21 protein-coding genes are annotated in these 24,436 nt (G+C 38.9%); 6 read left to right on the top strand and 15 right to left on the bottom strand.

The genetic code is table 11. The features are described from left to right. Nucleotides 1-68: 68 nt before the first annotated feature. The 5 genes from qoxD to LXM54_RS19345 form a co-directional block, all read right to left on the bottom strand. Nucleotides 69-368, bottom strand: a complete 300-nt coding sequence (qoxD, locus tag LXM54_RS19365) for a cytochrome aa3 quinol oxidase subunit IV (RefSeq protein ID WP_233316884.1) — start codon at nucleotides 366-368, stop codon at nucleotides 69-71. A 3-nt stretch (nucleotides 369-371) separates the two neighbouring features. Further along, complete coding sequence (gene qoxC, locus LXM54_RS19360) at nucleotides 372-971, bottom strand: cytochrome aa3 quinol oxidase subunit III (RefSeq protein ID WP_245399827.1); 600 nt, start codon at nucleotides 969-971, stop codon at nucleotides 372-374. Beyond that, nucleotides 971-2,926 carry a cytochrome aa3 quinol oxidase subunit I gene (gene qoxB, locus LXM54_RS19355; protein WP_233316883.1) on the bottom strand — a complete coding sequence of 652 codons (1,956 nt, stop codon included), beginning with the start codon at nucleotides 2,924-2,926 and terminating at the stop codon, nucleotides 971-973. Before qoxB ends, qoxC begins: the two co-directional genes overlap by 1 nt. After that, entirely contained in the window at nucleotides 2,926-3,870 is a 945-nt protein-coding gene (gene qoxA / locus LXM54_RS19350; protein ID WP_233316882.1) for a cytochrome aa3 quinol oxidase subunit II, read from the bottom strand. Before qoxA ends, qoxB begins: the two co-directional genes overlap by 1 nt. A gap of 423 nt (nucleotides 3,871-4,293) precedes the next feature. Beyond that, nucleotides 4,294-6,390 (bottom strand): transglycosylase domain-containing protein, encoded by a 2,097-nt coding sequence (locus tag LXM54_RS19345; protein WP_233316938.1) that lies wholly within the window; start codon nucleotides 6,388-6,390, stop codon nucleotides 4,294-4,296. Nucleotides 6,391-6,599: 209 nt separating this feature from the next. Here LXM54_RS19345 and LXM54_RS19340 point away from each other — a divergent pair, with 209 nt between their 5' ends. Beyond that, nucleotides 6,600-6,725 carry a hypothetical protein gene (locus tag LXM54_RS19340; RefSeq protein WP_233316881.1) on the top strand — a complete coding sequence of 42 codons (126 nt, stop codon included), beginning with the start codon at nucleotides 6,600-6,602 and terminating at the stop codon, nucleotides 6,723-6,725. Nucleotides 6,726-6,806: 81 nt separating this feature from the next. On the opposite strand, the gene LXM54_RS19335 is transcribed toward LXM54_RS19340, so the two are convergent. The 6 genes from LXM54_RS19335 to LXM54_RS19310 form a co-directional block, all read right to left on the bottom strand. Further along, a complete protein-coding gene (locus LXM54_RS19335) occupies nucleotides 6,807-7,664 on the bottom strand; it encodes a glycosyltransferase family 8 protein (RefSeq protein WP_233316880.1) in 858 nt (285 codons plus the stop codon). Between the two features lie 113 nt (nucleotides 7,665-7,777). After that, the gene (locus tag LXM54_RS19330) at nucleotides 7,778-8,926 is read right to left on the bottom strand and encodes a mannitol-1-phosphate 5-dehydrogenase (RefSeq protein ID WP_233316879.1); all 1,149 of its coding nucleotides are present in this window, start codon (nucleotides 8,924-8,926) and stop codon (nucleotides 7,778-7,780) included. 1 nt (nucleotide 8,927) lies between these two features. Beyond that, nucleotides 8,928-9,359, bottom strand: a complete 432-nt coding sequence (locus LXM54_RS19325) for a PTS sugar transporter subunit IIA (RefSeq protein WP_233316878.1) — start codon at nucleotides 9,357-9,359, stop codon at nucleotides 8,928-8,930. Continuing rightward, a complete protein-coding gene (locus LXM54_RS19320) occupies nucleotides 9,347-11,461 on the bottom strand; it encodes a BglG family transcription antiterminator (protein ID WP_233316877.1) in 2,115 nt (704 codons plus the stop codon). The genes LXM54_RS19325 and LXM54_RS19320 overlap by 13 nt, the downstream gene beginning before the upstream one ends. Before the next feature lie 207 nt (nucleotides 11,462-11,668). Further along, nucleotides 11,669-13,129: a PTS mannitol transporter subunit IICB gene (locus LXM54_RS19315; protein ID WP_233316876.1), complete on the bottom strand. Its 1,461-nt coding sequence runs from the start codon at nucleotides 13,127-13,129 to the stop codon at nucleotides 11,669-11,671. Nucleotides 13,130-13,377: 248 nt separating this feature from the next. Further along, on the bottom strand, nucleotides 13,378-14,685 hold the full coding sequence (locus tag LXM54_RS19310; protein ID WP_233316875.1) for a hemolysin family protein: 1,308 nt from the start codon (nucleotides 14,683-14,685) through the stop codon (nucleotides 13,378-13,380). 616 nt (nucleotides 14,686-15,301) lie between these two features. On the opposite strand from LXM54_RS19310, the gene LXM54_RS19305 reads away from it, so the two are divergent. From LXM54_RS19305 to LXM54_RS19290, 4 genes are all read left to right on the top strand, one after another. Continuing rightward, a complete protein-coding gene (locus LXM54_RS19305) occupies nucleotides 15,302-15,865 on the top strand; it encodes a tyrosine-type recombinase/integrase (protein WP_233316874.1) in 564 nt (187 codons plus the stop codon). A 21-nt stretch (nucleotides 15,866-15,886) separates the two neighbouring features. Next, nucleotides 15,887-16,393, top strand: a complete 507-nt coding sequence (locus LXM54_RS19300) for a cation:proton antiporter regulatory subunit (protein WP_233316873.1) — start codon at nucleotides 15,887-15,889, stop codon at nucleotides 16,391-16,393. Continuing rightward, nucleotides 16,393-17,619, top strand: a complete 1,227-nt coding sequence (locus LXM54_RS19295) for a cation:proton antiporter (RefSeq protein ID WP_233316872.1) — start codon at nucleotides 16,393-16,395, stop codon at nucleotides 17,617-17,619. Before LXM54_RS19300 ends, LXM54_RS19295 begins: the two co-directional genes overlap by 1 nt. A 77-nt stretch (nucleotides 17,620-17,696) precedes the next feature. Continuing rightward, nucleotides 17,697-18,710: an AI-2E family transporter gene (locus tag LXM54_RS19290; protein WP_233316871.1), complete on the top strand. Its 1,014-nt coding sequence runs from the start codon at nucleotides 17,697-17,699 to the stop codon at nucleotides 18,708-18,710. 35 nt (nucleotides 18,711-18,745) lie between these two features. Here the strand turns inward: LXM54_RS19290 and ilvD are convergent, their stop codons facing one another. Both ilvD and LXM54_RS19280 read right to left on the bottom strand, forming a co-directional pair. Then, nucleotides 18,746-20,422, bottom strand: a complete 1,677-nt coding sequence (ilvD, locus tag LXM54_RS19285; RefSeq protein WP_233316870.1) for a dihydroxy-acid dehydratase — start codon at nucleotides 20,420-20,422, stop codon at nucleotides 18,746-18,748. 293 nt (nucleotides 20,423-20,715) lie between these two features. After that, nucleotides 20,716-21,615 carry an aldo/keto reductase gene (locus LXM54_RS19280; protein ID WP_233316937.1) on the bottom strand — a complete coding sequence of 300 codons (900 nt, stop codon included), beginning with the start codon at nucleotides 21,613-21,615 and terminating at the stop codon, nucleotides 20,716-20,718. A 240-nt stretch (nucleotides 21,616-21,855) separates the two neighbouring features. On the opposite strand from LXM54_RS19280, the gene LXM54_RS19275 reads away from it, so the two are divergent. After that, complete coding sequence (locus tag LXM54_RS19275) at nucleotides 21,856-22,488, top strand: VanZ family protein (protein WP_233316936.1); 633 nt, start codon at nucleotides 21,856-21,858, stop codon at nucleotides 22,486-22,488. 30 nt (nucleotides 22,489-22,518) lie between these two features. On the opposite strand, the gene murB is transcribed toward LXM54_RS19275, so the two are convergent. Then, nucleotides 22,519-23,433 (bottom strand): UDP-N-acetylmuramate dehydrogenase, encoded by a 915-nt coding sequence (gene murB, locus LXM54_RS19270; RefSeq protein ID WP_233316869.1) that lies wholly within the window; start codon nucleotides 23,431-23,433, stop codon nucleotides 22,519-22,521. 147 nt (nucleotides 23,434-23,580) lie between these two features. Further along, a complete protein-coding gene (locus tag LXM54_RS19265) occupies nucleotides 23,581-24,402 on the bottom strand; it encodes an ABC transporter ATP-binding protein (RefSeq protein ID WP_233316868.1) in 822 nt (273 codons plus the stop codon). Nucleotides 24,403-24,436: the final 34 nt, after the last annotated feature.

Here is a 24,436-nt window from a genome sequence, read left to right as displayed (position 1 = left end):
CAATTAGTTCGTTCGTACTAGGCTTAAAACAACAAAAAAACCTCCGATTTCTCGGAGGTTTTTATCAATTAGTAATGAACATGTCCTGATGTCATTACCCAAATAGTTCCTGCTGCAACAACAATCGCACAGAAGAATGCATAAATGATATTAATCATTTGCATTTTGCCTTCACCTTCAGTTAAATGCATGAACATGAAAAGCTGAAGAAGTGCTTGGATAACTGCTAAAGAACCAATAATCCACATGATTGTCACGAAAGGCAGATCTGTATATCTTACAGCACCTACTGTTGCAAAAGTCAGCAATATAGATACGATAAATCCTGCTACGTGACCTGTCGGAAAACTGCTATTATGTTTCGCCATCTATTACACCATCCTTGCTAGATAAACGAATGTGAAGATAAAGATCCACACAACGTCTAAAAAGTGCCAATATAAGCTGATAATAAACGTTTTACGCGCAGTCGTAGGTGTCAATCCACGTTTAACTAATTGAATAATAACTGCAATTGCCCAGCCGATACCGATAGAAACGTGAAGTCCGTGTGTTCCTAACAGTACAAAGAAGCTTGAGAAATATGCGCTTGTCTGCATTTTCGCACCTTCATGAACATAATGGATGAACTCAGTCACCTCGAAGAATACGAAACCAGCACCAAGTAACAATGTAATAACAAGCCATGTTAACAAGCCTTTCAAGTTGTTGCGGCGCATATACCAGATAGCAATACCGCATGTGAAACTACTTGTTAACAGCAGCAATGTTTCAATCATAACGTCTTTTAGTATAAATAAATCTTTAGGAGTAGGTCCATCTGCGAATGCATTGTATAGAGAGCCATGTGCGGCGAACAATGATGCAAATAAGACTATTTCAGCACCCAAGAAAATCCAGAAACCGAAAATGTTCAGACGGTTCTGTTCCGTTTGGTACTCCAACGGTAAAGAAGTATCTACTTTAGCCATTATTTTTCACCCCTCCATGCACGCTCAATTTTCTTAACTTCGTCGACTTTTACGTGGTAACCTTCATCGTAATCGAAGGAACGTACAAGCAAGCCTACGAATATAAAGGCAGCTGCAATTGCTGCTAGAGGAATCCACTCAAATACCATGAAGAATCCGGCAGCTCCAAAGATTACACACATAATGAATGGAAGCCCTGAATTGCTTGGCATATGAATTTCTTCTAACTCGTCTTCTTTTAGAACTAACGCATCTTTATCTTTTTTCTTCATGTGCCAGAAAGCATCTAATGTTTTAACTTCAGGCAGTTGAGCAAAGTTATAGAACTGTACAGGTGAAGCTGTATGCCATTCTAATGTTCTTGCATCCCATGGATCTGTAGAGATATTGCGTTTTGCATAACGTGCACTCCAGTAGATGTTGTACACTAATACTGCGAAACCAGCTGCTAGAATCAATGATCCTACTGCTGAAACTGCGAATAACGGTGCAAATCCTGATTCTGCAGAGAACGTGTAAGAACGTCTAACTGCACCTTTAAGGCCAAGGAAGAACATTGGCATGAATGTTACGTTGAAACCGATATTAAATAACCAGAAATGCCATTTTCCAAGACGTTCGTTCAATGCATGACCGAACATCTTTGGCCACCAGTAATAGAATCCAGCAAATACTGCGTATACTACCCCAGGAATCAACACATAATGGAAGTGAGCCACTAGGAATAACGTATTATGGTATTGATAGTCAGCTGCAGCCATTGCAAGCATAACCCCTGTTACCCCACCGATAGTGAAGGTTGGAATAAATGCAAGTGACCATAGCATTGCAGTCGTAAATTGGATACGACCTTTTCTCATGGTAAACAACCAGTTGAAAATCTTAACCCCGGTCGGAACCGCAATCAGCATTGTTGTAATAGAGAATACGGAGTTAACGACAGGTCCAGATCCCATTGTGTAGAAATGGTGAACCCAAACAACGAAACTCAAAATCGCAATACCAACAATGGAAATAATCATAGATTTATAACCATATAATGTTTTTCTTGAGAACGTAGAAATAATTTCTGAGAACATACCGAAAGCCGGCAGGACAACAATATATACTTCTGGATGTCCCCATAGCCAGAATAAGTTGTTCCAAAGCATTGCATTTCCTCCGCCAGAAACAGTGAAGAAATGTGTACCGAACATACGGTCAAATGTCATCAATGCTAATGCAACTGTAAGGATTGGGAATGCAAAAATGATTAGGACGTTTGTCAATAACGCAGTCCATGTAAACATAGGCATTTTCATTAATGTCATGCCTTTAGTACGCATTTTCAGGATTGTGACAACAAAGTTAATACCTGTCATCAATGTACCTGCCCCGGCAATCTGCAAGGCAATTGCGTAATAGTTGTTACCTACCCCAGGTGTGAACTCCTTACCTGCAAGCGGGAAGTACGATGTCCAACCAGCATCTGGTGAACCACCGACTACGAAAGAAATATTGAAAAGCATTGCTCCAGCGAAAGTCAGCCAGAAGCTTAATGCGTTCAGCTGCGGGAATGCAACGTCACGCGCTCCGATTTGCAACGGAATAACAACGTTCATAAGACCAATTAAAGCAGGCATCGCCATGAACAAGATCATGATAACACCATGTGTTGTAAATACTTCATCATAGTGCTGTGCATCCAGGAACTTCATGTCTGGTGCCGCTGTTTGTGTTTTCATCATTAATCCATCAATACCGCCGCGGAAGAACATCAATACCGCAACAATGATGTACATTATACCAATACGTTTATGATCGACAGTTGTGATCCACTCATCCCAAAGGTAACGCCATTTTTTCAAGTACGTGATTAGAACAACAGCACCAATCATCGTCAATGCGATACCGATTTGGGAACCGAGGATCAACGGATCTCCTTGTACAAGGATTTCATTCCATTTAATGTCCATCAATGCTCACCCCCATCAGTTTTCTCTTCGCTGTCTGCATCTTCATGATCGAAGATTTTACCTTGATAACCATGAACTTTGTACAATTCAGGGTTCAAGTAGTAGTTAGAAGTTCCGCCTTTTCCATGGTCAATCCACTCTAAATGAGTATTAGAGAATGTCATGCGCCCTAGATGAGTCGGCTTCAACAATTCTTTATATTTATCTTCTGTCAACTTAGGTGCAGTATCTTTAACTTCATCAACCCAAGCATCGTAATCGTCTTGTGTTTCAGCTTCTACGTTGAATTGCATCTCTGCATATCCTTTACCGTTGAAGTTTGTATTTTGTCCTAAGTATTCTCCTGTATGATCTGCAACTAAGTACAACTCAGTTTCAGCTCCATACATTGTGTACTTTTGCCCAGCAAGCTGTGGAACCCAGAAAGATTGCATTGTTCCAGCAGAAGTCAATTTGAACTCAATCGGAACACCAGCAGGAATTTTTACATAGTTAACAGTTTCAATTCCTTCTTCCGGATAGCTGAAAATCCATTTCCAATCTGCAGATGTTACATTAATCACAACTGGTTCTTGATCTTCATAATTCTTCGGAATATCCTCTACTGCATAAATAGTTTTAACAGTTGGGATAGTCAAAGCAATGATAATTAAGAAAGGAATAACTGTCCAGACAATTTCAAGCACTGTGCTTCCGTGCTCCTCTGGCGGCTCATAGCCTTCGTTTTCCGGTTTAGCGCGGTATTTCCAAACAATGTACGCGAACAAACCAAAAACAACTAGTACGATAATTGTCATAAAAATAAGCGACCAGTTGATCAAATCCATTAAGCTCTTAGCAACAGGGCCCTTAGGATCAAAAACAACCATGCTTTCACAGCCGCTCAGTACAAAAATTGGCAAAATCGCTAGAAGTGATAATAACAAGCCTTTTTTTGACTTCAATTTAGTGCATCTCCTTCCAATTTAACTTTAAATGTTAAAATATTCACAGAATGTTCAAGATTTAGACAAAGAACATTCATTTTAAATAGGTAAAATATCTATTATTACTACCTGTATGATGATATCATATCTCGAAGCCTGTAAATGTGACAAAAATCGTAAGGATAAATTTACCAATTGTCATAATTGATTTACCCCTAAATCTAGCAAACATTTTCCAAGAAGATACCAACTCAGTAATTATAGCAGATGTGGCTATGAAAATCTATGTCCATAAACTTGTCACATATACTTTTTTAAAAGGATATTGAACCATTTTTAGCCAAACTAAACGCTTCTATTATATATACTCTTTTTTTCCTTTAAAAATTGGCACAAATCATATAAAGGAGGCTGGAACATTGTGTTCCAGCCTCCTTTATTTTATTGACCCATTATTTCATTCCATTTATTCTTGAGCTTATCACTGATGATGCCTGCATCCTCTTTCATTTCATCCAATACTTGGCCCCATTTGGAAGAATTCTCTTCAATGGTAGTCTGTATCTCTTTCGCTTTTTCCTTGATTGCTTCTTTTGTTTCCTCTACTTTCTGTGTTCGCTCAGTCTTGCCAGCAAGCTGGTCACTTACAGATATTACAGAGAAATTTTCTGGTTCTACATACTGTACTGCTTGATCCATAATCGTTTTAAAAATCGGCACAACATCTCCAGAGCTTTTACTCTTTAAATAATGCTGCTCATCTGTTTTATCATACCCAAGCCACATCGCTCCAACTAGATTTGGTGTATAGCCTACAAACCATTGATCCTTTGTGCCAGACAGATTAGCATTGTCTAATTGAGTCGAGCCTGTTTTCCCAGCAATCTCAAAGCCTGTAACCTTTGCTCCTTGGCCTGTTCCTGAATCTATAACATCCAGCAGCATCGAGGTCATATCCTCTGCGACGGATTTTGATGTTACTTTAGTCGACTTCGACTTATACTCTGCAATCACATTGCCTGTCGGTCCGACGATTTTAGTGATTAAATGTCCTTCCATCCGAACGCCATCATTCGGAAATGTTGAGTACGCTTCTGCCATCTGCAGCGGCGACACTCCCTCATACATTCCTCCAAGCGCAATACCTAAATATTTATCTTCTTTCTCATCATATGGAATGCCGAATCTATTTAATGCATCCAGCCCTTTATCAATGCCAATTTTATCTAAAAGCCAAACAGCAGGAACATTTAAGGACTTCTCTAACGCCTCATACATCGGCACTTCTCCTTGATATGTTTTCGAGAAGTTTTGCGGCTCATAGTTACCCTTTTTAAACGGCTCATCCTTCAAAATGGAGGTTGTCTTATAGCCCTGTTCCAATGCGGGGGTGTAAACTGCCAGCGGCTTCATTGTCGAACCAGGCTGCACCTTAATTTGTGTAGCTCTGTTTAATCCTCTGAAGACTTGTTTGCCTCTGCCTCCAACAAGACCTCTTATACCGCCTGTCTCGGGGTCGAGCAGCACAGCCCCACCCTGTGCGCTTGTTCCATCACTGCTCGATGGGAAAAGAGCATCGTTTGCAAATGTTTTTTCAAGTGTTGATTGGAGATTCTGGTCCATTTCTGTATAAATTTTATACCCTCTAGTCAGAATTTCCTCTTGAGTAAGACCATACTCGGAAATTGCTTCACTTATAACGGAATCAACAAAATAAGGATAATCTCTGTCAATGAACGAACCTCCGCCGTCCTCTAGAACAATTTTTTCAGCGACAGCATCCTTATATTCATCTTCTGTAATGACATTTTCTTCTTTCATTTTCCCTAACACTACATTTCTTCGCTTAATGGCACCATCATAATTTTTGTACGGATCAAGAGAAGATGGAGCCTGTAAAAGCCCTGCAAGCAATGCTGCTTCGCTTATGGAAACATCCTTGATATTCTTGTTGTAATATTTTTTGGCTGCTTGATCAATACCCCAAGCACCGCTGCCAAAATAAACATGATTTAAATACATCTGCAGAATTTCATCCTTGCTGTAGTGCTTCTCTATTTCCACAGCCAAAAACAATTCCTCTGCTTTTCGTTTGTATGTTTGTTCAGAAGATAACAGTGCATTTTTTGTCAGCTGCTGGGTGATCGTGCTGCCCCCGCCTGTTATACTTCCAGCAAGCAGGTTTTTAAAAAACGCTCGCGTTATCCCTTTCAAATCAAAGCCATTATGGCTGTAGAACCGCTCATCTTCAATAGAAACGACTGCACCCGGTACATAGTCCGGCACATCCTTAAGCTCAATGCCTTCTGTCCGTTCTGTCTTTATCTCCGTTGCCTCGTCGCCGTCTTTATCATAAATAACAGTAGCTTGGCTAAGCCCAGCCTTCAACGTACTTACATTTGCCTGACTTGCTAAATACATAAAATATAATATAGAAACTAGAACAAATAATAACAATGCTAAAAGAAGAATTTGTGTTAAATGTCTTCTTTTCCAAAACCGCCAGAACATCTCCAGCAGGGATTTGATTTTCTCCATCATTTTACCCTTTCCTTTGCTTATTTCTCTATACTTTCTATTTAGACGTATTTCCGTCTTAAATTGTTGCATCTCATTTAATAAAAACTATATGCTCTTTCTTCTGCAAATACAATATTTATTATAGCCAAAATACAGGACTCTGCCTCATTTTGGCTTGTTTATATACACTTATTGCAGGGAATAGATAAGAAAAAGGAGTGATAGATATGAAAAAAATGATACGTACAGTCATTAAATGGGCTCCTGTCATCTATCCTATCGTAAAAAAGATGATGGATAAAAAGAAGCAATCTAAAGGAAGTACTCGCTCTAGATCACGAATGCCTAACTAAATAAAAGACATTAAAAGAGGCCGAAACTTAAGTTTCGGCCTCTTCTATATAAAAAAAGCTGAATTTATCAGCTTTTTCCCTTTAAAAATTCTTAGCGCTTGTCCCTTGCTCTAATCCAGACGCTGTTTTAGCTAAGAAATGATAGTATGTCTTTTTATATGGATGAACATAGCCTTTAAGCCACGGTTTTTCCTCTCCGCAGAAATGAACGATGGCAGGTTTGCTAAAGGCTTCTTGCTTTTTAATTTCATCTATAAACTCTAATCTCCTCTGTTTTAACAATAAATACGCCTGAGCATTCCATTTTGGATGAAGCTCCAGCCACTTATTGCAAAGCAATGTATTAAGAATATCTTGGTCATGGTATTCTAGCTGCTCATCTGTTGCATTCTTAATATACTCAAAGGCTTTCTCTGTAATTTGGTTCTCACGCCAGTTTTTTAAGTCGATAAGCATGATACCAGCATTGAAATAATTGGCTTCCTCACTGACACCGAGTGTTGCTAATCTGTCATGAAGTCCACAATCTATTACAGCCGCAGCTATGTTTGGAGAAATATCCTGATCATAAATGGAAGAGACATCTTCAAGCACAACAGTGTCGCTGTCAATATAAAGCACCTTTTCAATATCTGGTTCTGAAATTAAATCAGGAATGGAAATACGATAATAGGAGGCTTTTGTGATATGTCTGCTTTCGACTGCATTTTCATATTGTTTTGGATCGACGTCCAGGAATTGTATGGAAGTTTGGTACGGGGCCACAGTGTTTTGCAGCCATTGTTTGTTCTTCTCCGTTATGCCGCCATTAAGGACATACAGCTGCACCTTTCTGTTTTTTTGTGTGTTTTCTAGAAGTGAGACAAACATTACTCCTAGATGGGGAACATAATTATCATCTGTTGAAGAAACTACATGGATAGTCTTGCTAGAATTCATTACTACTCGCTCCTTTCTATTTGCTAATAATTTACCCTTGTCCAAATTCAGTGAAACCTGTTGGAAAATAATACAAATAAAGCCGCCCATTAAAGGACAGCTTTCTAAACAATTTATTGCATTTCTTTGTAAGCAGCAGAGACAGCACCAACTAATTGATTGTCTAAAGGCAGTCCGGAAACTTCACTGAATGCTTGTTCCACACCTTTATCCAAAATTAATTCTTTCAACTCAACTGACTCTTGGTCTTCTCCAGAGAAAAACAGCAGAGCCGATGCCATAACTTCTACTAAACCAGCAGGCTTTTCTTTAAACAATTCTATATATTCCATTGCCGGTGCAACCAGACGGTCATTACGGCTTAGCTTACGAAGCGGAGAACGTCCAACCCTTTTCACATCGTCAACGATATGAGGGTTTGCAAATCTGCCAATAATTTTTTGGATATATTTTTGATGCTCATCCTTGTCGAACTTGTATTTTTCAACAAGTACTTTTCCAGTCTCACTCAATACTTGCAGCACTTTTTCCTCAACATCTTTATGTTCGATTGTTTCAGATATAGTTTTATAATCTTTTCTGTTACCTAAATAAGCTGTAGTAGCATGACCAGTATTAACTGTGAAAAGTTTTCTTTCAATATAAGCAGTCAGATTCTCAACAAAATGCGCATCTGGAATTACAGGCTTTTCGCCTTTAATTTTTGTTTCATCAATAACCCACTCAAAAAATGGCTCTACAAGAACATCAAGCAGCTTTTCATTCGACTGGTTCGGAACAATTCGATCCACTGCAGAATCAGGGAATCCGATATATTCTTCAGCCCAAGTCTTTTCTTCATCATTTAAGTGCTCAAACACGAATTTTTTTAATTCTGTGCTGCCGCCTATCATGTTTTCACATGCGATAATATTTAAGAATGAACCATCATTTGCTTTTCTTGCTTTTAATCCGTCTGCAATCAATGGTGCAATGAACTTAAGGATGTTCGGACCGATAGCAGTTGTTACTAAATCAGCTGAAGCTATTTCCTCGACAGCCAGCTGAGGGTTCGCCTTACTGTTAATGCCTTTAATATTCGAAACTGTAAATTCATCCTTCGCATCGTTCGCAAGGAGAACTCGGTATGTTCCCTCTTGATTTATTTCATCAATAATTTTTTCATTTACATCCACAAAGTGAACTTCATAATTTGATTGATGTAACAAGAGACCGATAAAGCCTCTCCCAATATTTCCTGCTCCAAAATGGATAGCTTTCATATTAGTTAACCTCGCTTAGAATTGAAATGATTTCCTCTTCTGATTTTGCTTGTACAAGCTTTTCTACATTTTCTTCTTCAGAACATACGATAGCGATTTGAGAAAGGATTTCCAAATGCTCTCCATCTTTTCCTGCAATACCAACAAGCAATTTAACAATATTGCCGTCACCAAAATCTACACCATTTGGGACTTGCACTACAGAAAGACCTGATTGAAGAACAGCTGCTTTCGCTTCATCTGTACCGTGAGGGATTGCTAGGAAGTTCCCCATGTAAGTGGACGACATCTCTTCTCTTTGAAGCATCGCTGGAATATAATCTGCTGATACATAGCCTTGATCTACCAAGATTTGACCAGCTAATTTAATAGCTTCCGTTTTTTCAGATACATTGCTGTTTAAGATGATGTTTTCTTTTTTTAATATAGACATTTTGTTGCCTCCTGATTTGTATGAATATAGTTTTTTAAGTATTGGTTGCTTATGAAATGTGCCAACTCTTCTTTTGACCCCTTTTCAAACATCCTGATGCTTGTTTGCGACTGGATTATAAGGGAACTGATAAAGCTCAGCAATTCTAAAGTGGACGAAGCAAGATCGAATGGTGCTAAGAGCAGCAAAATCCTTGTAACTTTTTCGCTTCCGCCATTCATCGCCTTTAATTCAAAAGCATTTGTTGTATTTATTATATTAAAAGATGGAAACGCCACTGAATTGCTTCTTGTATGATAAAGAGCAAGTGTTGTATCTGGAATGGCTAAGCCTCCTATCTTTTCTCTTGCCTGGAGTGACTGTAACACTTCTGAAGCATCTGTGATAGAATCTTTTTGCTTAAGCTTTTCCAGCCCATCTTGTAATAACCTAGATAAATCAGCATTAGTAGCTGCTTCCCACACTTCGAAACTTTTGAGCAGATTGGCAAGAACTGTGACTCGCTTTCCTAACTGATCAAAATGCTCAAAGCTTAAGGATAATATCTCCATCCCATCAACAGCTGGATCAGCTGATTCTGTTAATTGTCCACCTTTTTCCTGTAAGTAGTTTTTGACAATCTCGAGTTCCTGATTCGTTAAAATCGGACTTACCACAAAATAATCTCTGTTGATTTCCTCAATCGGGATAGTAGAAAGAATGGCATCATAATCATCAAGGGTAATGTTTTTCAATTCAAACACAGATGCTGTTTTTATTTCAGACAGCCCTGGTATTTCATTGCCGATTTTGGTGGCAAGCATTTTTGATGTACCAATTCCACTTGAACAAATAATTAAAACCCTTAATTTAGTCGTAAGCTGCTTGGAATTCAACGCTGCCCCAAAATGAAGAACTAAATAACCAATTTCCTCATCTGGAATATGCAGTTTAGGTAATGTTAATTCTGCTGCTTTTTTTACAACTTTAAACAGGTCATGATAGTCCAATTTTATATCGCTTAGCAGCGGGTTGGAAATTCTCATTTTTTGTTTAAGCCTGTATAAAGCTGGCTTGAGATGCGCTAAAAGCCCTTGAGATAAGGTTTCATCTAATAATCTTGTATGAAGCAAATTTTCCACATTTTTTATTAAGCTCTGTACAATGACAGCGACCTCAATGTTTTCATCCTTTATCCCTATATCCTTGTCATAGCGAATTTTCGCTCCCCGCAAATGCATGGTTATATAGCCAATTTCTTCATCTGGTATTGCAACCTCAAAGGTCCGCTCCAGACGCATGGCGATTTTACGAGCGAATTCAAACTCTTTTGTTATCTTTAACTCGCTTAAGTAATCTTCCTGAAGAGTGATATTTTCTCCCCGCTGGATACGCTCCATCGCCAATGCAATATGGACAACCAGCCCTACATACGAACTGTCTGCCAGGCTGTAAGGAAGCTCTTCATTAATATCTTCAATGATTCCCTCAATCAGGATAATCTTTTCCTTATGAACGAGACCTAACAGCCGTTCTGAAATGGAATCTATTTTGTTGGTGGATTTCTTTTGGATATTGTCTCTGACCATCTTCAAAAATTCCGGCACATCAAATCTTTCTGAAATCAGACTTGTTATCGCCTTTCTTTTTGCATCTTCAGAACCCTCCAGCTCGATTCCATAGCCTCGTTTGCGCACAAGCCGCAAGTCGTATTCTTTTATGATCGGCTCCAGCTTATCCAAGTCATGACTGACCGTTGCCGTAGTCACACCCATATCATTTGCAAGGGAAAAGAGTTTCACAGGCTCCTTATTGTCTAACAGTGTACATAATGCGACGATAAGCCTTTCATCTGGGGTATATTCTGTAAAATCCTGCTTTAGGATGGTGACCCTTAATTGATAAATATCACCTTGTGTACCGATTACCTTTACTCCCACTCCTGCTTTTTTCTGCAACTTCAAATGAAATGCCTGCAGAACATCTTCAATATTCTTCAGGTCGCGATGGATTGTCCGCTCACTCACATTTACAATGTCAGCAAGCTGCTTAATGGTGACATCCTCTTTCATATCTTCAAGCAAAAATTGCAGAATCAGTCTTTCTCTCGCAGAAATAACCATGCCATATCACCTTGTTTTCTTGACATAATTTAATTATAAGTAAGTAATTGCTTGGATTCAAACAGTTGTTATAGCATTTTTTTCACACTCAATGTTGCCATTATTAAATATTAGATCATAAAAATCATTTTGTTTATATTACCCACTTTTAATCCTTTTACAACATAAATAAGAGCATCACCATTTTAGGCGATACTCCTTTTATCATTATTTCAAGTTATTGATAATCTCATCATATTTAGGGCTGTTCATAAAGTTTTCTACAGACACATGGTGTGCATCTGGAAGCTTCGCAACTGCACGATCTGTTAAATCTTTATGTGTGATAACAAGATCTGCATCACTTGGAAGGTTGGCAATCGATGTATTTGTTACATCCACACCTTCAATGCCTGCTTTTTTCACTTTATTACGCATGATAGAAGCACCCATTGCACTTGAACCCATTCCTGCATCACAAGCAAAGATGATTTTCTTCACACTGTGGTAATCGAAGTCTGCAGCTTTGTTTGTTGCTTCAGCAGCTTCAACAGAAGCATCAGCACCAGTAGCTGCACCAGTAACTGCACCGGCAACAGTGCTCTTTTTACCTTTAAGCTCTTGCATTTTATCAGCAGCAGCGTTGATGTCTTCTGCTTCGCCTTTGCTTGTTTTCAATACGATTGCACCGATTACAAAGGAAACAACGGCTGCAACGATTACACCAGCTAATACTCCTAAATGCTCACCTTTTGGAGACAATGCCATAATGGCAATAATGCTTCCTGGTGATGGTGTTGCTACAAGTCCTGCATTGAATAATGTGAATGTGAACACACCACTCATTCCTCCACCGATAACTGCCAATAGCATTGCAGGCTTCATCAGGATGTAAGGGAAGTAAATCTCATGAATACCACCTAAGAAGTGGATAATAGCTGCACCTGGTGCAGTTTGTCTAGATGTGCCTTTACCGAAAATGCTATAAGCCAACAAGACACCAAGACCTGGTCCTGGGTTTGCTTCTAATAAGAATAGGATTGATTTCCCTACTTCTTTTGCTTGGTCTACACCGATTGGTCCAAGAATACCTTGGTTGATTGCATTGTTCAAGAACAATACTTTAGCTGGTTCAATAATAATGCTCGCAAGTGGAAGTAGATTAACATCAACGATGAACTCCACTCCGTTTGAAAGCATTTGGCTGATCGCTTCAACAACAGGTCCTACAAACTTAAATGCAAGAATAGTAATAATTGCTCCTAGAATACCTGCTGAGAAGTTGTTTACTAACATTTCAAAGCCTGCTTTTACTTTACCTCTGAACAGATCGTCAACCTTTTTGATTAAATATCCGCCAAGAGGACCCATAACCATTGCCCCAAGGAACATCGGTATATCTGAACCGACGATAACCCCCATCGTTGCAATTGCACCGACAACGCCCCCGCGGACATCATATACCATTTTACCGCCAGTATAACCGATTAATAATGGCAGCAAGTACGTAATCATAGGATCAACTAATTTTGCCAAATCTTCATTAGGAAAATATCCTTTAGGTATAAAAAGTGCTGTGATAATTCCCCAAGCGATAAATGCGCCGATATTCGGCATTACCATTCCGCTCAAGTGACTTCCGAAACGCTGTATTTTAACGCGAAAACCTTTATTATTTTCGTTAGACATTAATTGTTCACCCCTTATTCTTTCTAACCTTAATGATAAAGCGGTTTCAGCTTCGTTACAATTTAAACTAAGCATAACTTTGACGGACACAATGTTGACATAATTAAATAGAATGATTCTTTTCCAATTATTAGTTTAAAAAAGTACCTATTATTGGATTTATTTACTGTTTTAAACTGTTAACTTACAATCTGCTGTTATTTTCCGCAAAAAAAGAGGACTTCATGCACACTGAAGTCCTCTTTTTATTAAATTGTTTCTTTTTCAAAAGCAGATTTAAATACTTCAATGAAATGAATATGATGTTCCTCAATACTTTTCAGCTTGAAGATAAAACCTTCTTCCTCAATTTCATCACCTTCGACCGCTTCAAAATTATTTGTCAAGAACCAGCCGCCAATTGTATCAACTTCTTCTTCTGACAGATGAATGCCAAGCAGGTCATTAACTTCACTGATTAGTACTTTACCGCTTAAGATATAGTGATTTTCTTTCACCTTGCGAATTTCTGCAACTTCATCTTCATCGAACTCATCGCGGATATCACCAACGATTTCTTCTAATATATCCTCTGCTGTAACAATACCAGAAGTACCGCCATATTCATCTAACAAAATTGCCATATGGGTTCTTTCCTTCTGCATTTTAATAAGCAAATCGCGAATAGGTATTGTCTCAATAACGCGGATAATCGGCTTCATGTATTTCTCCAGGTCCATCTGTTCCTTCTCTTGGATCCTTGCCGTCAAGAATTCTCTAATGTTGATTAGACCAATAACATTGTCTTTATCACCATTCACTAATGGATAACGAGTATAGTTTTCCTCTTCCAAAATGTCCATGATTTCATCAAAAGTATTGTCTACACTGATTGTGACCATTTCTGTACGGGGAACCATAATTTCCTTCGCTATTCTTTCATCGAATTCAAAAATATTGTTCACGTATTTTAATTCATTTTTATTTATTTCACCGCTCTTATAACTTTCAGACATTAAAATGCGGAGTTCTTCCTCCGAATGGGCTAGCTCATGCTCTGAGGCAGGCTTTAGGCCAAACATTCCAGTCAAGACACGGGCAGATCCGTTCAAAAGCCAAATAAACGGGTACAGAAGTCTGTAGAACCAAATAATTGGCGGAGCAAAAAGCAAGGTAATCGTTTCTGCTTTTTGGATAGCAACTGTTTTCGGAGCAAGCTCCCCAACTACAACATGTATAAAGGTTACAGATATAAAGGCTATCCCAAAAGACAGGATTGTCGAAAGTGATCCAGATATATGAAGCTTTTCGAATACCGGATGAAGGATTGCTTCCACCGTCGGCTCACCAATCCACCCTAATCCGAGCGCTGTAACTGTAATACCAAGCTGACACGCAGATAAGTATTCATCCAGATGAGTAGTTACCCTTTTCGCCGCTAAAGCTCCTTTTCTTCCTTCCGCAACCAGTTGATCTATCCTCGATCCTCTTACTTTGACGATCGCAAACTCCGTTGCAACAAAAAATCCTGTAAAAGCTATAAGTATTGCGAATAAAATTAAATTAAAAATTTCCAATGAACAGCCTAAAAAGGCTTACACCTCCTGATATTATAAGAAAATTAGCTTAAAAGCAGCAATGCCTGCAAAGAAGGAAATACACTCATGTGAATAGTATTTCTAACTTCCTTCTTTTTATGTCGGGCGGCCATTCTCCCCTTTTTCCTCAATGGATATTACGGCCATACCCGTTTTTGTGCTCATTTCATACCTTGATCTCTTTTAGAATTAAGCTATTTTCCTTCGATCACTTCCTATATAATGATGAAACTTTTTTTAGCAAGTTCATCGCAATCGGCAACTTGTTAGCAAATGGATGGAGAGACCTAGGTTCGTGTAATGATTAATAGTTCGTTTTGTTATTAGGAAATCAACCTTTAATTGCACAGCCCCATTTCTTCCACCCCCTCAAAAAACTTTTTACTTTAATGAAATAATTATATAGTCGAACACAAATAATATTCAAGAAAAAAACCTTTTCTACCTCTTTATATGAAGCAGCAGTTCTAGCTTTAACAGCAGAACAACGTTTACATTTGACTGACCATCTATTATGACCTATAATAGAGTTATGTTACTCAATACTATGTTTTTTATATGTTGAGTTACATTAAATCCAAAGGAGCAAAAGAAAATGGAAGTTGTAGAGGCAATAAAGGACTTAAAGCAAATAAACAGTATGAAACGCTATTTAAAGAAGCAGTCTGAACGGGACTACTTGCTGTTTTTGCTTGGCATCAATACTGGTTTGACGATTACGGAGCTACTGGATATCCGCATCTCTGATCTTCTCGAAGAGGCAGGTATTCGCGATTTCTACACAATTAAAAAGGATGATCTTCGGGATGAACGCAAGGTTTATTTGAACCAAAAGGTTAAAAAGGAAATTCTTCACTATATCCAAGTGAGCCAGCTTCCACCGGAAAGCTATTTATTCCAATCGAAGAAATCCAAAAATCATTTAAGCAGACAGCAGGCATACCGGATTATTCATCAGGCTGCAGAAGCTTTAGGCATCGGCTCCAATATCGGTACTAACTCGATGCGAAAGACCTTTGGTTATCATGCTTACAAGCGAGGTGTTGCCATTTCGTTATTGCAGAGGCACTTTAACCATTCTACAAAACAAGAGACATACAAGTTCCTTGGGATTAACAAAGAAGAGGTAACCACTCCTCGTATTGATGTAAACCTATAAATTATTAAGGAGGAAAGAAAGATGAATATCAGAGAGACTGAACTCCCTGGCATTGGAAAAAAATTCGAACTAGTAACCAAAAATAACGATAAGGTAGTTATCGTCATTCACGATGACGGCAGACGAGAGGTTTATCATTTTGATGATGACGATCATGAGGAAAGCATTTCTAGCGTGACATTCAACGATTTAGAGTCGAGGCAAATCGCCGGTATATTAGGTGGTTTAGCATACAAACCTAAAGCGCTTGAAACGATTGAGATGGCATTTAACGACCTCATTATTGAATGGTATAAAGTAGAGCGTGAATCGAGAGCTGCTAATCATACAATCGGAGATATGGATATCCGCAACAATTACAATGTAAATGTTATTGCTATCATGAAAAAAGGAGCAGATAAGATGTTAAGCCCTGGACCTGAAACATTAGTTGAGGCAGGCGATACACTTGTCATTTCCGGTGAAAGACAGCATTTAAAAAGATTAATACTTGAGCAACTGACAAAAAGCACTGGAGGTGACACTTAATGGATCACTTAGTTTTTGAAGTTGGTACCGCACTGCTTCTAGTTGCCCTTGCAGCCATATTGGCAGGCAAATTGAAGTTCTCCATTATCCCATTTTTAATCATTGTCGGCATGCTGGTTGGTCCCCATGCACCCCACTTCGGAATAATTGACCTGAGATTCATTGAAAGTGCCGAAATCATTAACTTCATGGGCAGAATCGGAGTTTTATTCCTCTTGTTCTATTTAGGGCTGGAATTCTCCGTTGGCAAGCTGATTAAATCAGGTCGCTCTATTGTCACTGCCGGCACGATATATATAGTAATCAACTTCTCATTAGGTCTTTTATACGGATTCTTGAATGGTTATGACCTAATCGAGGTACTAATCATTTCAGGTATTATCACTATTTCCTCTAGCGCAATAGTCGCAAAGGTTCTTGTCGATTTGCGCAGAACAGGTAATGCAGAGACAGAGCTTATCTTAGGAATAATCATGTTCGAGGATATTTTCCTTGCTGTTTATTTATCTGTCATTTCCGGACTCGTTATGGGCGACTCCACATCAATTGGTGGAACGCTGATCAGCATCGGAACTGCTCTAGGATATATGCTGCTATTTTTCATTATCGCTCGCAAAGGCGCACCTTTATTAAATAAGTTGCTTGATATTTCCTCAAACGAAATCTTTATCATCGTTATCTTTGCAGCACTATTTTTTGTTGCTGGCTTCTCAGAAACAATTCACGTTGCAGAAGCAATTGGCGCATTGCTATTAGGGCTTGTTTTCTCTGAAACAGAACACAGCCACCGCATAGAACAACTTGTTGTTCCGTTCCGCGACTTTTTCGGAGCTATCTTCTTCTTTAGCTTCGGTTTGACAATCGATCCATTCGAATTAGGCGGTGCAGTCTGGTTTACTCTTGGTGCTGTCATCCTGACTATTTTCGGAAACTTCATTGCAGGTATGATTGCCGGACGAAGAACAGGTTTGTCCCACAAAGCATCAGCCAATATCGGCTTAACAATTGTTTCCCGCGGTGAATTCTCCATCATCGTCGCTAACTTAGGCATTGCCGGCGGTCTTATGCCAATGCTGAAGCCATTCTCTGCTCTTTACGTGTTAATACTTGCCATTTTAGGTCCTTTGCTCACAAAGGAATCAACGAAAATATTCAATTTACTGAACAAAATTTTCAAATGGAAAAAAGTTGACACAAAAAAGAAAAAAACCAGTCAAATATCGTAAGTTTTTGTTATGATATTCTCCCATATAAGGTAGAATTAAGGTAAAGAAGTATAACAATAAGGGTCAGGAGAAGGAGAATGGAGTTAGTAAACAAATTAATAGCAAATAAAAGTGCAAAGCGCATCGTCATTTTCGGGTTGCTTATTTTAGGGATTTACTTTTTAAGAAGCATGATCAATTTGATGCTTTTCACCTTTATCCTTTCATTTCTAATGGATAGGCTGGAAAAAATCATCTCCAAAAAAATACCGATTAAACGAAACATCATTGTTAGCCTGCTTTACCTCATAACAATCAGCTTACTATCTTACGGCTTCATTAAGTATTTGCCGATGCTTATCGAAGAAATTACAGCGTTGGTCAGACAGCTGATGGATTTCTATTCCCAGCCTCACGATAATGCCGTCTTGAATTATATTGTAAAGGCAATTCAAGCTAGGGATATTGACAGTTATTTAGAACAAGGACTTGGGGTTATCGTCGTTTACTTTACGACAATCAGCCATTTCAGCATTCAGTTTTTGCTCGCGATTATTTTAAGCTTTTTCTTTCTGCTGGAAAAACCAAGACTTCTTAAGTACAAAGAAAACTTTAAAACAAGCAAAATTGCTGCTTTTTACAACGAAATAGCTTTCTTCGGAAAGAAGTTCGTACTGACTTTCGGAAAAGTTTTGGAAGCACAATTCATTATTGCATTAGTTAATTGTATTTTAACAACAATCGGTTTATGGATTTTAGGATTCCCGCAATTGCTCGGTCTGTCGATTATGGTCTTCCTTTTCGGTTTGATACCAGTTGCAGGGGTTGTCATATCTCTCATTCCACTTTTGACAATAGGTTATACGATTGGCGGTTATATGTATATCATTATCCTCATCGTTTTCATTTGCATCATTCATGCATTAGAGGCCTATGTTCTGAATCCTAAACTAATGTCTTCTAAAACAGACTTGCCTGTATTCTTTACATTTATTGTCTTGATTTTCTCAGAGCACTTCTTCGGAGTCTGGGGATTAATTCTTGGTATACCGGTATTTGTCTTCCTGCTCGATATCCTTCAAGTGCAAAGCATTCATACGGAGGAAGAATAAAAAAAGTCGATGGCATATGCCATCGACTTTTTTTATTAGATTTTCATGATTCCGCCAGTGCTTGCAGATGTAACCAATTTAGAATAACGGGCAAGATAACCTGTTTTAACTTTTGGTTCGAACCCTTTCCATTCTGACTTCCGTCTTTCCCATTCCACATCATCAACGATAACATCCATTGAACGGTTTTCGATATCAATAACGATGTGATCACCATCTTCAACAAATGCCAGCGGACCGCCTTCAGCAGCTTCCGGAGAAGCATGGCCGATTGACAAACCACGGGATGCTCCAGAGAAACGCCCATCGGTTACTAATGCCACTTTCGGCCCAAGACCCATGCCCACAATCTGTGATGTCGGGGCAAGCATTTCCGGCATTCCCGGACCACCCTTCGGTCCTTCATAGCGAATGATTACAACATGACCAGCCTGCACCTTGCCTTTAGAGATACCTTCAAGAGCATCCTCTTGTGACTCAAATATAATTGCAGGTCCTTCATGTCTAGTAATACCGTTTTGCACACCGCCTGTTTTGATGATTGCGCCATCCGGAGCCAGGTTGCCGAACAATACTGCCAAGCCGCCCTTTTCTGTATGCGGGTTATCAATTGGACGGATAACATCATAATTCTGCACTTCACAACCAGCAATATTTTCACCAAGTGTTCTGCCTGTTACAGTTAATGTATCTAAATGAAGAGCATCCTCTTTTTTCGACAGCTCATTAAGCGCTGCTGAAACTCCGCCTGCTTCATGCAAATCTTCAATATGCACATCAGAGGATGGAGCCAATTTCGACAGATGCGGCACCCTGTTTGCCACTTCATTAATTCTTTCCAGCGGATAATCAATACCTGCTTCATTAGCCAATGCCAATGTATGCAAGACAGTGTTTGTTGAACCGCCCAATGCCATGTCCAACGCAAAGGCATTATCAATTGCCTTTTCTGTCACGATATCTTTTGGCTTAATATCTTTTTCAATTAGAGTCATAAGCTGCTTGGCAGATTTTTTCACGAATTCTTTGCGCTCTGGTGCCACAGCCAAAATAGTACCATTACCCGGCAATGCCAGTCCTAAAGCTTCTGCTAAACAGTTCATAGAATTAGCTGTAAACATGCCTGAACATGAACCGCAAGTCGGACAGCCAAATTGTTCTAATTCAAGCAACCCTTTATCATCAAGCTTGCCTGATTGATATGCTCCTACTCCTTCAAATACGGATGATAGGGAAATCTTTCTGCCATCACTAGTAACCCCTGCTTTCATAGGACCGCCGCTGACAAACACGGTTGGAATGTTTAGACGCATTGCAGCCATCATCATTCCTGGTGTGATTTTGTCACAGTTAGGGATACATACCATACCATCAAACCAGTGAGCTGAAACTACTGTTTCAATGGAGTCTGCGATGATTTCTCGGCTCGGAAGCGAATATCTCATTCCAATATGCCCCATAGCAATACCGTCATCCACACCAATCGTGTTCATTTCAAACGGTACGCCACCTGCTTCTCTAATTGCTTCTTTTACAATTTTTCCGAACTCCTGTAAATGGACATGACCTGGAACAATATCAATATATGAATTCACTACAGCGATAAATGGTTTATTAAAATCCTCTTCTTTTACACCAGCTGCACGCAATAGGCTTCTGTGCGGAGCGCGGTCAAACCCCTTTTTGATCATGTTGCTTCTTAACTCTGCCACTTTTACCCCTCCATTTTCCGATTAAAACGAATTATCTGTATATTTAAACTTTAAATCATTGTAACACTATCATAGAAAAATTGGTATAATTTCTTCTCAACGTTTTTCAGAAAAAATATATCAGCTTAAAACCAGCAAGTAATTATGACCTTCGTTACACCACGCGTTAAATATACTAACATGAAGGAGAATACGAGGATATCCCCGACTTATTCTGTTTCGAGTTTTACTATTTTGAAATAATATCAACCGGAACAAAAAGAGCACCCTATGTAAAGGATGCTCCTTATCTATCAAGAAAAGATTCTACTGATACTTGCTATCTCTTCATTTGTTAAAGTAACTTCTAATGTCCGTAAGTTGTTTTGCAGTTGAGCGACCGTTTTCGCTCCTGGAATAATGACATCTACTGCCTGCTGCTCTAACAGCCAAGCAAGTGCCAAATGTGTTGCTTCAAATCCTTTCTCTTCAGCCAGCTTTTTTAACTGGTCAACTTTTTCGAGATTTTTAAGGAATGCATCTCCTTGGAAAAGCGGATCTTTTGCACGAATATCATCAAATTTAGCATCTTTAGAGAATTTACCTGTCAAAAGCCCTGATGCCAAAGGAAAATAAGGGACAAAGCTTATCCCATTTTCCGCACAATACGGTAAAAAGGAATGTTCTGCTTCCCTTTTTAACAGCGAATACTCTCCTTGAAATACTTCCAAGTAGCCATCCTTGTTAAATTCCTTTAGTTGTTCTTCATTTAAGTTAGATGCACCGACTGCTCCGATTTTACCTTCATCCTTTAATTCCTTTAAAGTGCCTGCCACTTCGGCCAGTGGAGTAACACCATCTGGATAATGAACATAAAACAAATCAATAAAATCTGTCTGCAGTTTTTTTAAGCTTTCCTCTACTGAATCTCGCAAAAATTGACGGCTATTATCGAGAACAATCTTGCCGTCGACTGCTTTATGGGCAGCTTTGCTGGCAATAACCACTTTATCTCTAATTCCCCGTTCTTTGAGCACTTCTCCGATTAGCTCCTCTGATTTCCCCAGCCCATAAATAAACGCAGTATCTATAAAGTCTACTCCTGCATCTAAGGCTGCATTCACTACTTCCTTACCAGTTTCATCTTTTAAGTTTGGAAATAAATTATGCCCTCCAACTGAGTTTGCTCCATACCCTAGCTTTGTGACGTTCATTGATGTTTTCCCAATTTGAACTTTACTACTCAAAATGTTCCATCTCCTTATTTCCAAATTCGGGCTTCGTTCAGGAAATCACTAGATTCCTATGAAGAATATGACCCTTTTCTTTTATTATGGGAATCATTGGATAAATAGTAAAGCAATCTGCTTCTTTCATTTACGGCTTCTACTTTAATTTGCCTGGCCATATATATATAATATAGTTATAACACGAAAGGATTTTGAGTTTTGAAAGTGTACATACCGAAAAAGATTATTTTACTCACTTTTCTGGCCCTGTTATTTATTATTTGGATTCAGACAGATATCGAATTAACGCTCAATTTTCCAATAATCCTGCTAATGCTGGTGCCAGTTTGGATTTATTACAGAATATATCGCTCAAAGAAAAAGCAATTTGTTGCCGCAAAAAGAGAATGGATCGTCAATATCTTTTTTCTCTACTTATTAATGGTTATGTATGTGACATTGAATCCGTTCCATTTCACTCCACCCGGCAATAGAGAGAATATTAACTTGATTCCGTATGTGCAGATTCTTTATCAATATGAAAATAAGCCTCCAATATTTTGGATGCTTTATACACTTGGCAATATTATCATGTTTATTCCTTTTGGCATGCTGTTCCCGGCTATTTACCGCAGACGCTTCAAATGGCTTGCAACTGTATTTCTCGGGGCTGTTACTTCGCTTATCATTGAGGTTACACAATACTTCTTTACCGTAAACCGGGCTGCAGATATAGATGACTTTTTTTTAAATGTTATAGGCAGTATGTTAGGATATATCCTATTTAAGATTCACCAAAAATTCACAACTAAGTATCCGCCGAAAATCCCTGTCATTCAAGTGATCAATAAAAAATAACCACACTGTAAAGTTCAGTGTGGTTATTTTTTATTTGTCTTCCCCAATGATTCTAACTTCTGTTTCTAAGTTAACATCATAATTCTCTTTGACTGTCTTTTGAACATGTTTGATAAGAGAAATATAATCATCAGCAGTTGCATTATCCACATTGACAATAAAGCCTGCGTGCTTTGTGGAAACTTGCGCTCCGCCTATTTTTGTTCCTTGAAGATTGCTGTCCTGTATCAGTTTCCCTGCAAAGTAGCCTGGAGGTCTTTTAAAGACACTGCCGCAAGAAGGATACTCAAGAGGCTGTTTTGATTCTCGCAAAAATGTCAGTTCATCCATTTTCGCCTTAATTTCTTCCTGTTTACCTGGTTGCAGTTTAAAAACCGCTTCTAAGACAACATAATGGTTCTTGGCAATATTGCTTGTGCGGTAACCTAAATCCAAATCCTCTTTACGTACTGAGATGATTTCCCCGGCACTAGTCAGAACAGTTGCACTCTCTAATACATCTGCAATCTCACCGCCGTAAGCCCCTGCATTCATATAGAGCGCACCGCCGATAGAGCCTGGAATTCCACAAGCAAATTCAAGACCAGTTAAGGAATGCTCAAGCGCGAATCGGGAAGTATCGATAAGTGCTGCTCCGCTCTCAGCAAATACTTTATCTCCTTCAAGCCGAATGGTCACAAGCTTCGTCAAGTTGAACACAACACCACGAATTCCTCCATCCTTTATAAGGACATTAGATCCATTCCCTAAAATCGTGATGGGAATTCCAGCCTCTAATGCTACTTTATAAGCATTCTGTAGTTGTTCAAACGTAGTCGGAAAAAGCAGGTAATCTGCCTTCCCTCCTATTTTTGTATACGTATATTGACTTAGCGGCTCATCTATCTTAACTTCATCTTCTGTCATTATCTGCAAGAACTTTTCTTTTACATCATAATTTTTCATAATCTCAACCTTCTGCTAATATTTCAATCCTTTTACCATTTACCATTGTATAACATTCTAACTGTTTGAAACAAAAACACTTATTGTTTTTATGTGAATTTTATATTTTTGTAACATTATATGAGTTAATTTGCTGTTTTATGCCTATCACCCTCGGGACAGCACCCCTGTATTTCTCATTTCTGCACCAACCAAATCATAGGATAAACAGGCCGGCTTATTTGTCCTTGGATCTGTAACAATTTCTGCATCCACTTGAAAGACATCCTTTAAAACTTCTGCTGTCATGACTTCATTCGGGGTGCCTTCTTTTCTCAGCTTTCCTTTTTTCATGGCAATCATTTTATCAGAAAAACGGGAAGCATGATTAAGATCATGTATGACCATTACAATTGTTCTCTTTTCCTCTTCATTGAGCTTTTTAAGCAATTGCAGCACTTCAAGCTGATGTGCCATATCAAGATAGGTCGTCGGCTCATCCAATAGAAGCAGTTCTGTTTCTTGGGCAATTGCCATTGCAATCCACGCTCTTTGTCTTTGGCCGCCTGATAACGTATCTACCTCTTGATACTTCCATTCAGTTAGACCTGTCACTTCAAGTGCCCAATCAATTATTTCTTTATCTTTTTCCCCTAACCGACCAAATCCCACTTGGTGAGGAGATCGTCCATAGGAAACGAGGTCATAAGTCGTTAATCCGCTTGGGGCATCTGGAGATTGGGGCAAAACCGCCATCTTTTTAGCGATTTTTTTGGTTGGAATCTTTTGAATAGCCTCACCATCTAAGTAAACAGCTCCAGCCTTCACCTTATTTAGTCTAGCCAGCGCTTTTAATATCGTTGACTTTCCGCATCCATTCGGTCCGATGATGGTTGTAATTTTACCTGTTTCAATTTCCAGGCTCAGCTGCTCGACAATGATTTTATCATCATAACCTATTTTCACATCTTTCGCTGAAAGGATATTCATTTGCGCTTTCACCCCTAGCCTATTTCGTATGTTA

Origin of the sequence: Bacillus sp. Au-Bac7, from assembly GCF_021341655.1 — a bacterium.
Taxonomy (GTDB): Bacteria; Bacillota; Bacilli; order Bacillales; family Cytobacillaceae; genus Niallia.
This window is presented reverse-complemented; position numbering and strand designations above follow the sequence as displayed.

Bases quoted from the DNA above. Each gene is read 5' to 3' on its own strand.
- qoxD (WP_233316884.1), bottom strand. From the start codon at position 368: ATGGCGAAACATAATAGCAGTTTTCCGACAGGTCACGTAGCAGGATTT.
- qoxC (WP_245399827.1), bottom strand. From the start codon at position 971: ATGGCTAAAGTAGATACTTCTTTACCGTTGGAGTACCAAACGGAACAG.
- qoxB (WP_233316883.1), bottom strand. From the start codon at position 2,926: ATGGACATTAAATGGAATGAAATCCTTGTACAAGGAGATCCGTTGATC.
- LXM54_RS19345 (WP_233316938.1), bottom strand. From the start codon at position 6,390: ATGGAGAAAATCAAATCCCTGCTGGAGATGTTCTGGCGGTTTTGGAAA.
- LXM54_RS19340 (WP_233316881.1), top strand. From the start codon at position 6,600: ATGAAAAAAATGATACGTACAGTCATTAAATGGGCTCCTGTCATCTAT.
- LXM54_RS19335 (WP_233316880.1), bottom strand. From the start codon at position 7,664: ATGAATTCTAGCAAGACTATCCATGTAGTTTCTTCAACAGATGATAAT.
- LXM54_RS19330 (WP_233316879.1), bottom strand. From the start codon at position 8,926: ATGAAAGCTATCCATTTTGGAGCAGGAAATATTGGGAGAGGCTTTATC.
- LXM54_RS19325 (WP_233316878.1), bottom strand. From the start codon at position 9,359: ATGTCTATATTAAAAAAAGAAAACATCATCTTAAACAGCAATGTATCT.
- LXM54_RS19320 (WP_233316877.1), bottom strand. From the start codon at position 11,461: ATGGTTATTTCTGCGAGAGAAAGACTGATTCTGCAATTTTTGCTTGAA.
- LXM54_RS19315 (WP_233316876.1), bottom strand. From the start codon at position 13,129: ATGTCTAACGAAAATAATAAAGGTTTTCGCGTTAAAATACAGCGTTTC.
- LXM54_RS19305 (WP_233316874.1), top strand. From the start codon at position 15,302: ATGGAAGTTGTAGAGGCAATAAAGGACTTAAAGCAAATAAACAGTATG.
- LXM54_RS19300 (WP_233316873.1), top strand. From the start codon at position 15,887: ATGAATATCAGAGAGACTGAACTCCCTGGCATTGGAAAAAAATTCGAA.
- LXM54_RS19295 (WP_233316872.1), top strand. From the start codon at position 16,393: ATGGATCACTTAGTTTTTGAAGTTGGTACCGCACTGCTTCTAGTTGCC.
- LXM54_RS19290 (WP_233316871.1), top strand. From the start codon at position 17,697: ATGGAGTTAGTAAACAAATTAATAGCAAATAAAAGTGCAAAGCGCATC.
- LXM54_RS19280 (WP_233316937.1), bottom strand. From the start codon at position 21,615: ATGAACGTCACAAAGCTAGGGTATGGAGCAAACTCAGTTGGAGGGCAT.
- murB (WP_233316869.1), bottom strand. From the start codon at position 23,433: ATGAAAAATTATGATGTAAAAGAAAAGTTCTTGCAGATAATGACAGAA.
- LXM54_RS19265 (WP_233316868.1), bottom strand. From the start codon at position 24,402: ATGAATATCCTTTCAGCGAAAGATGTGAAAATAGGTTATGATGATAAA.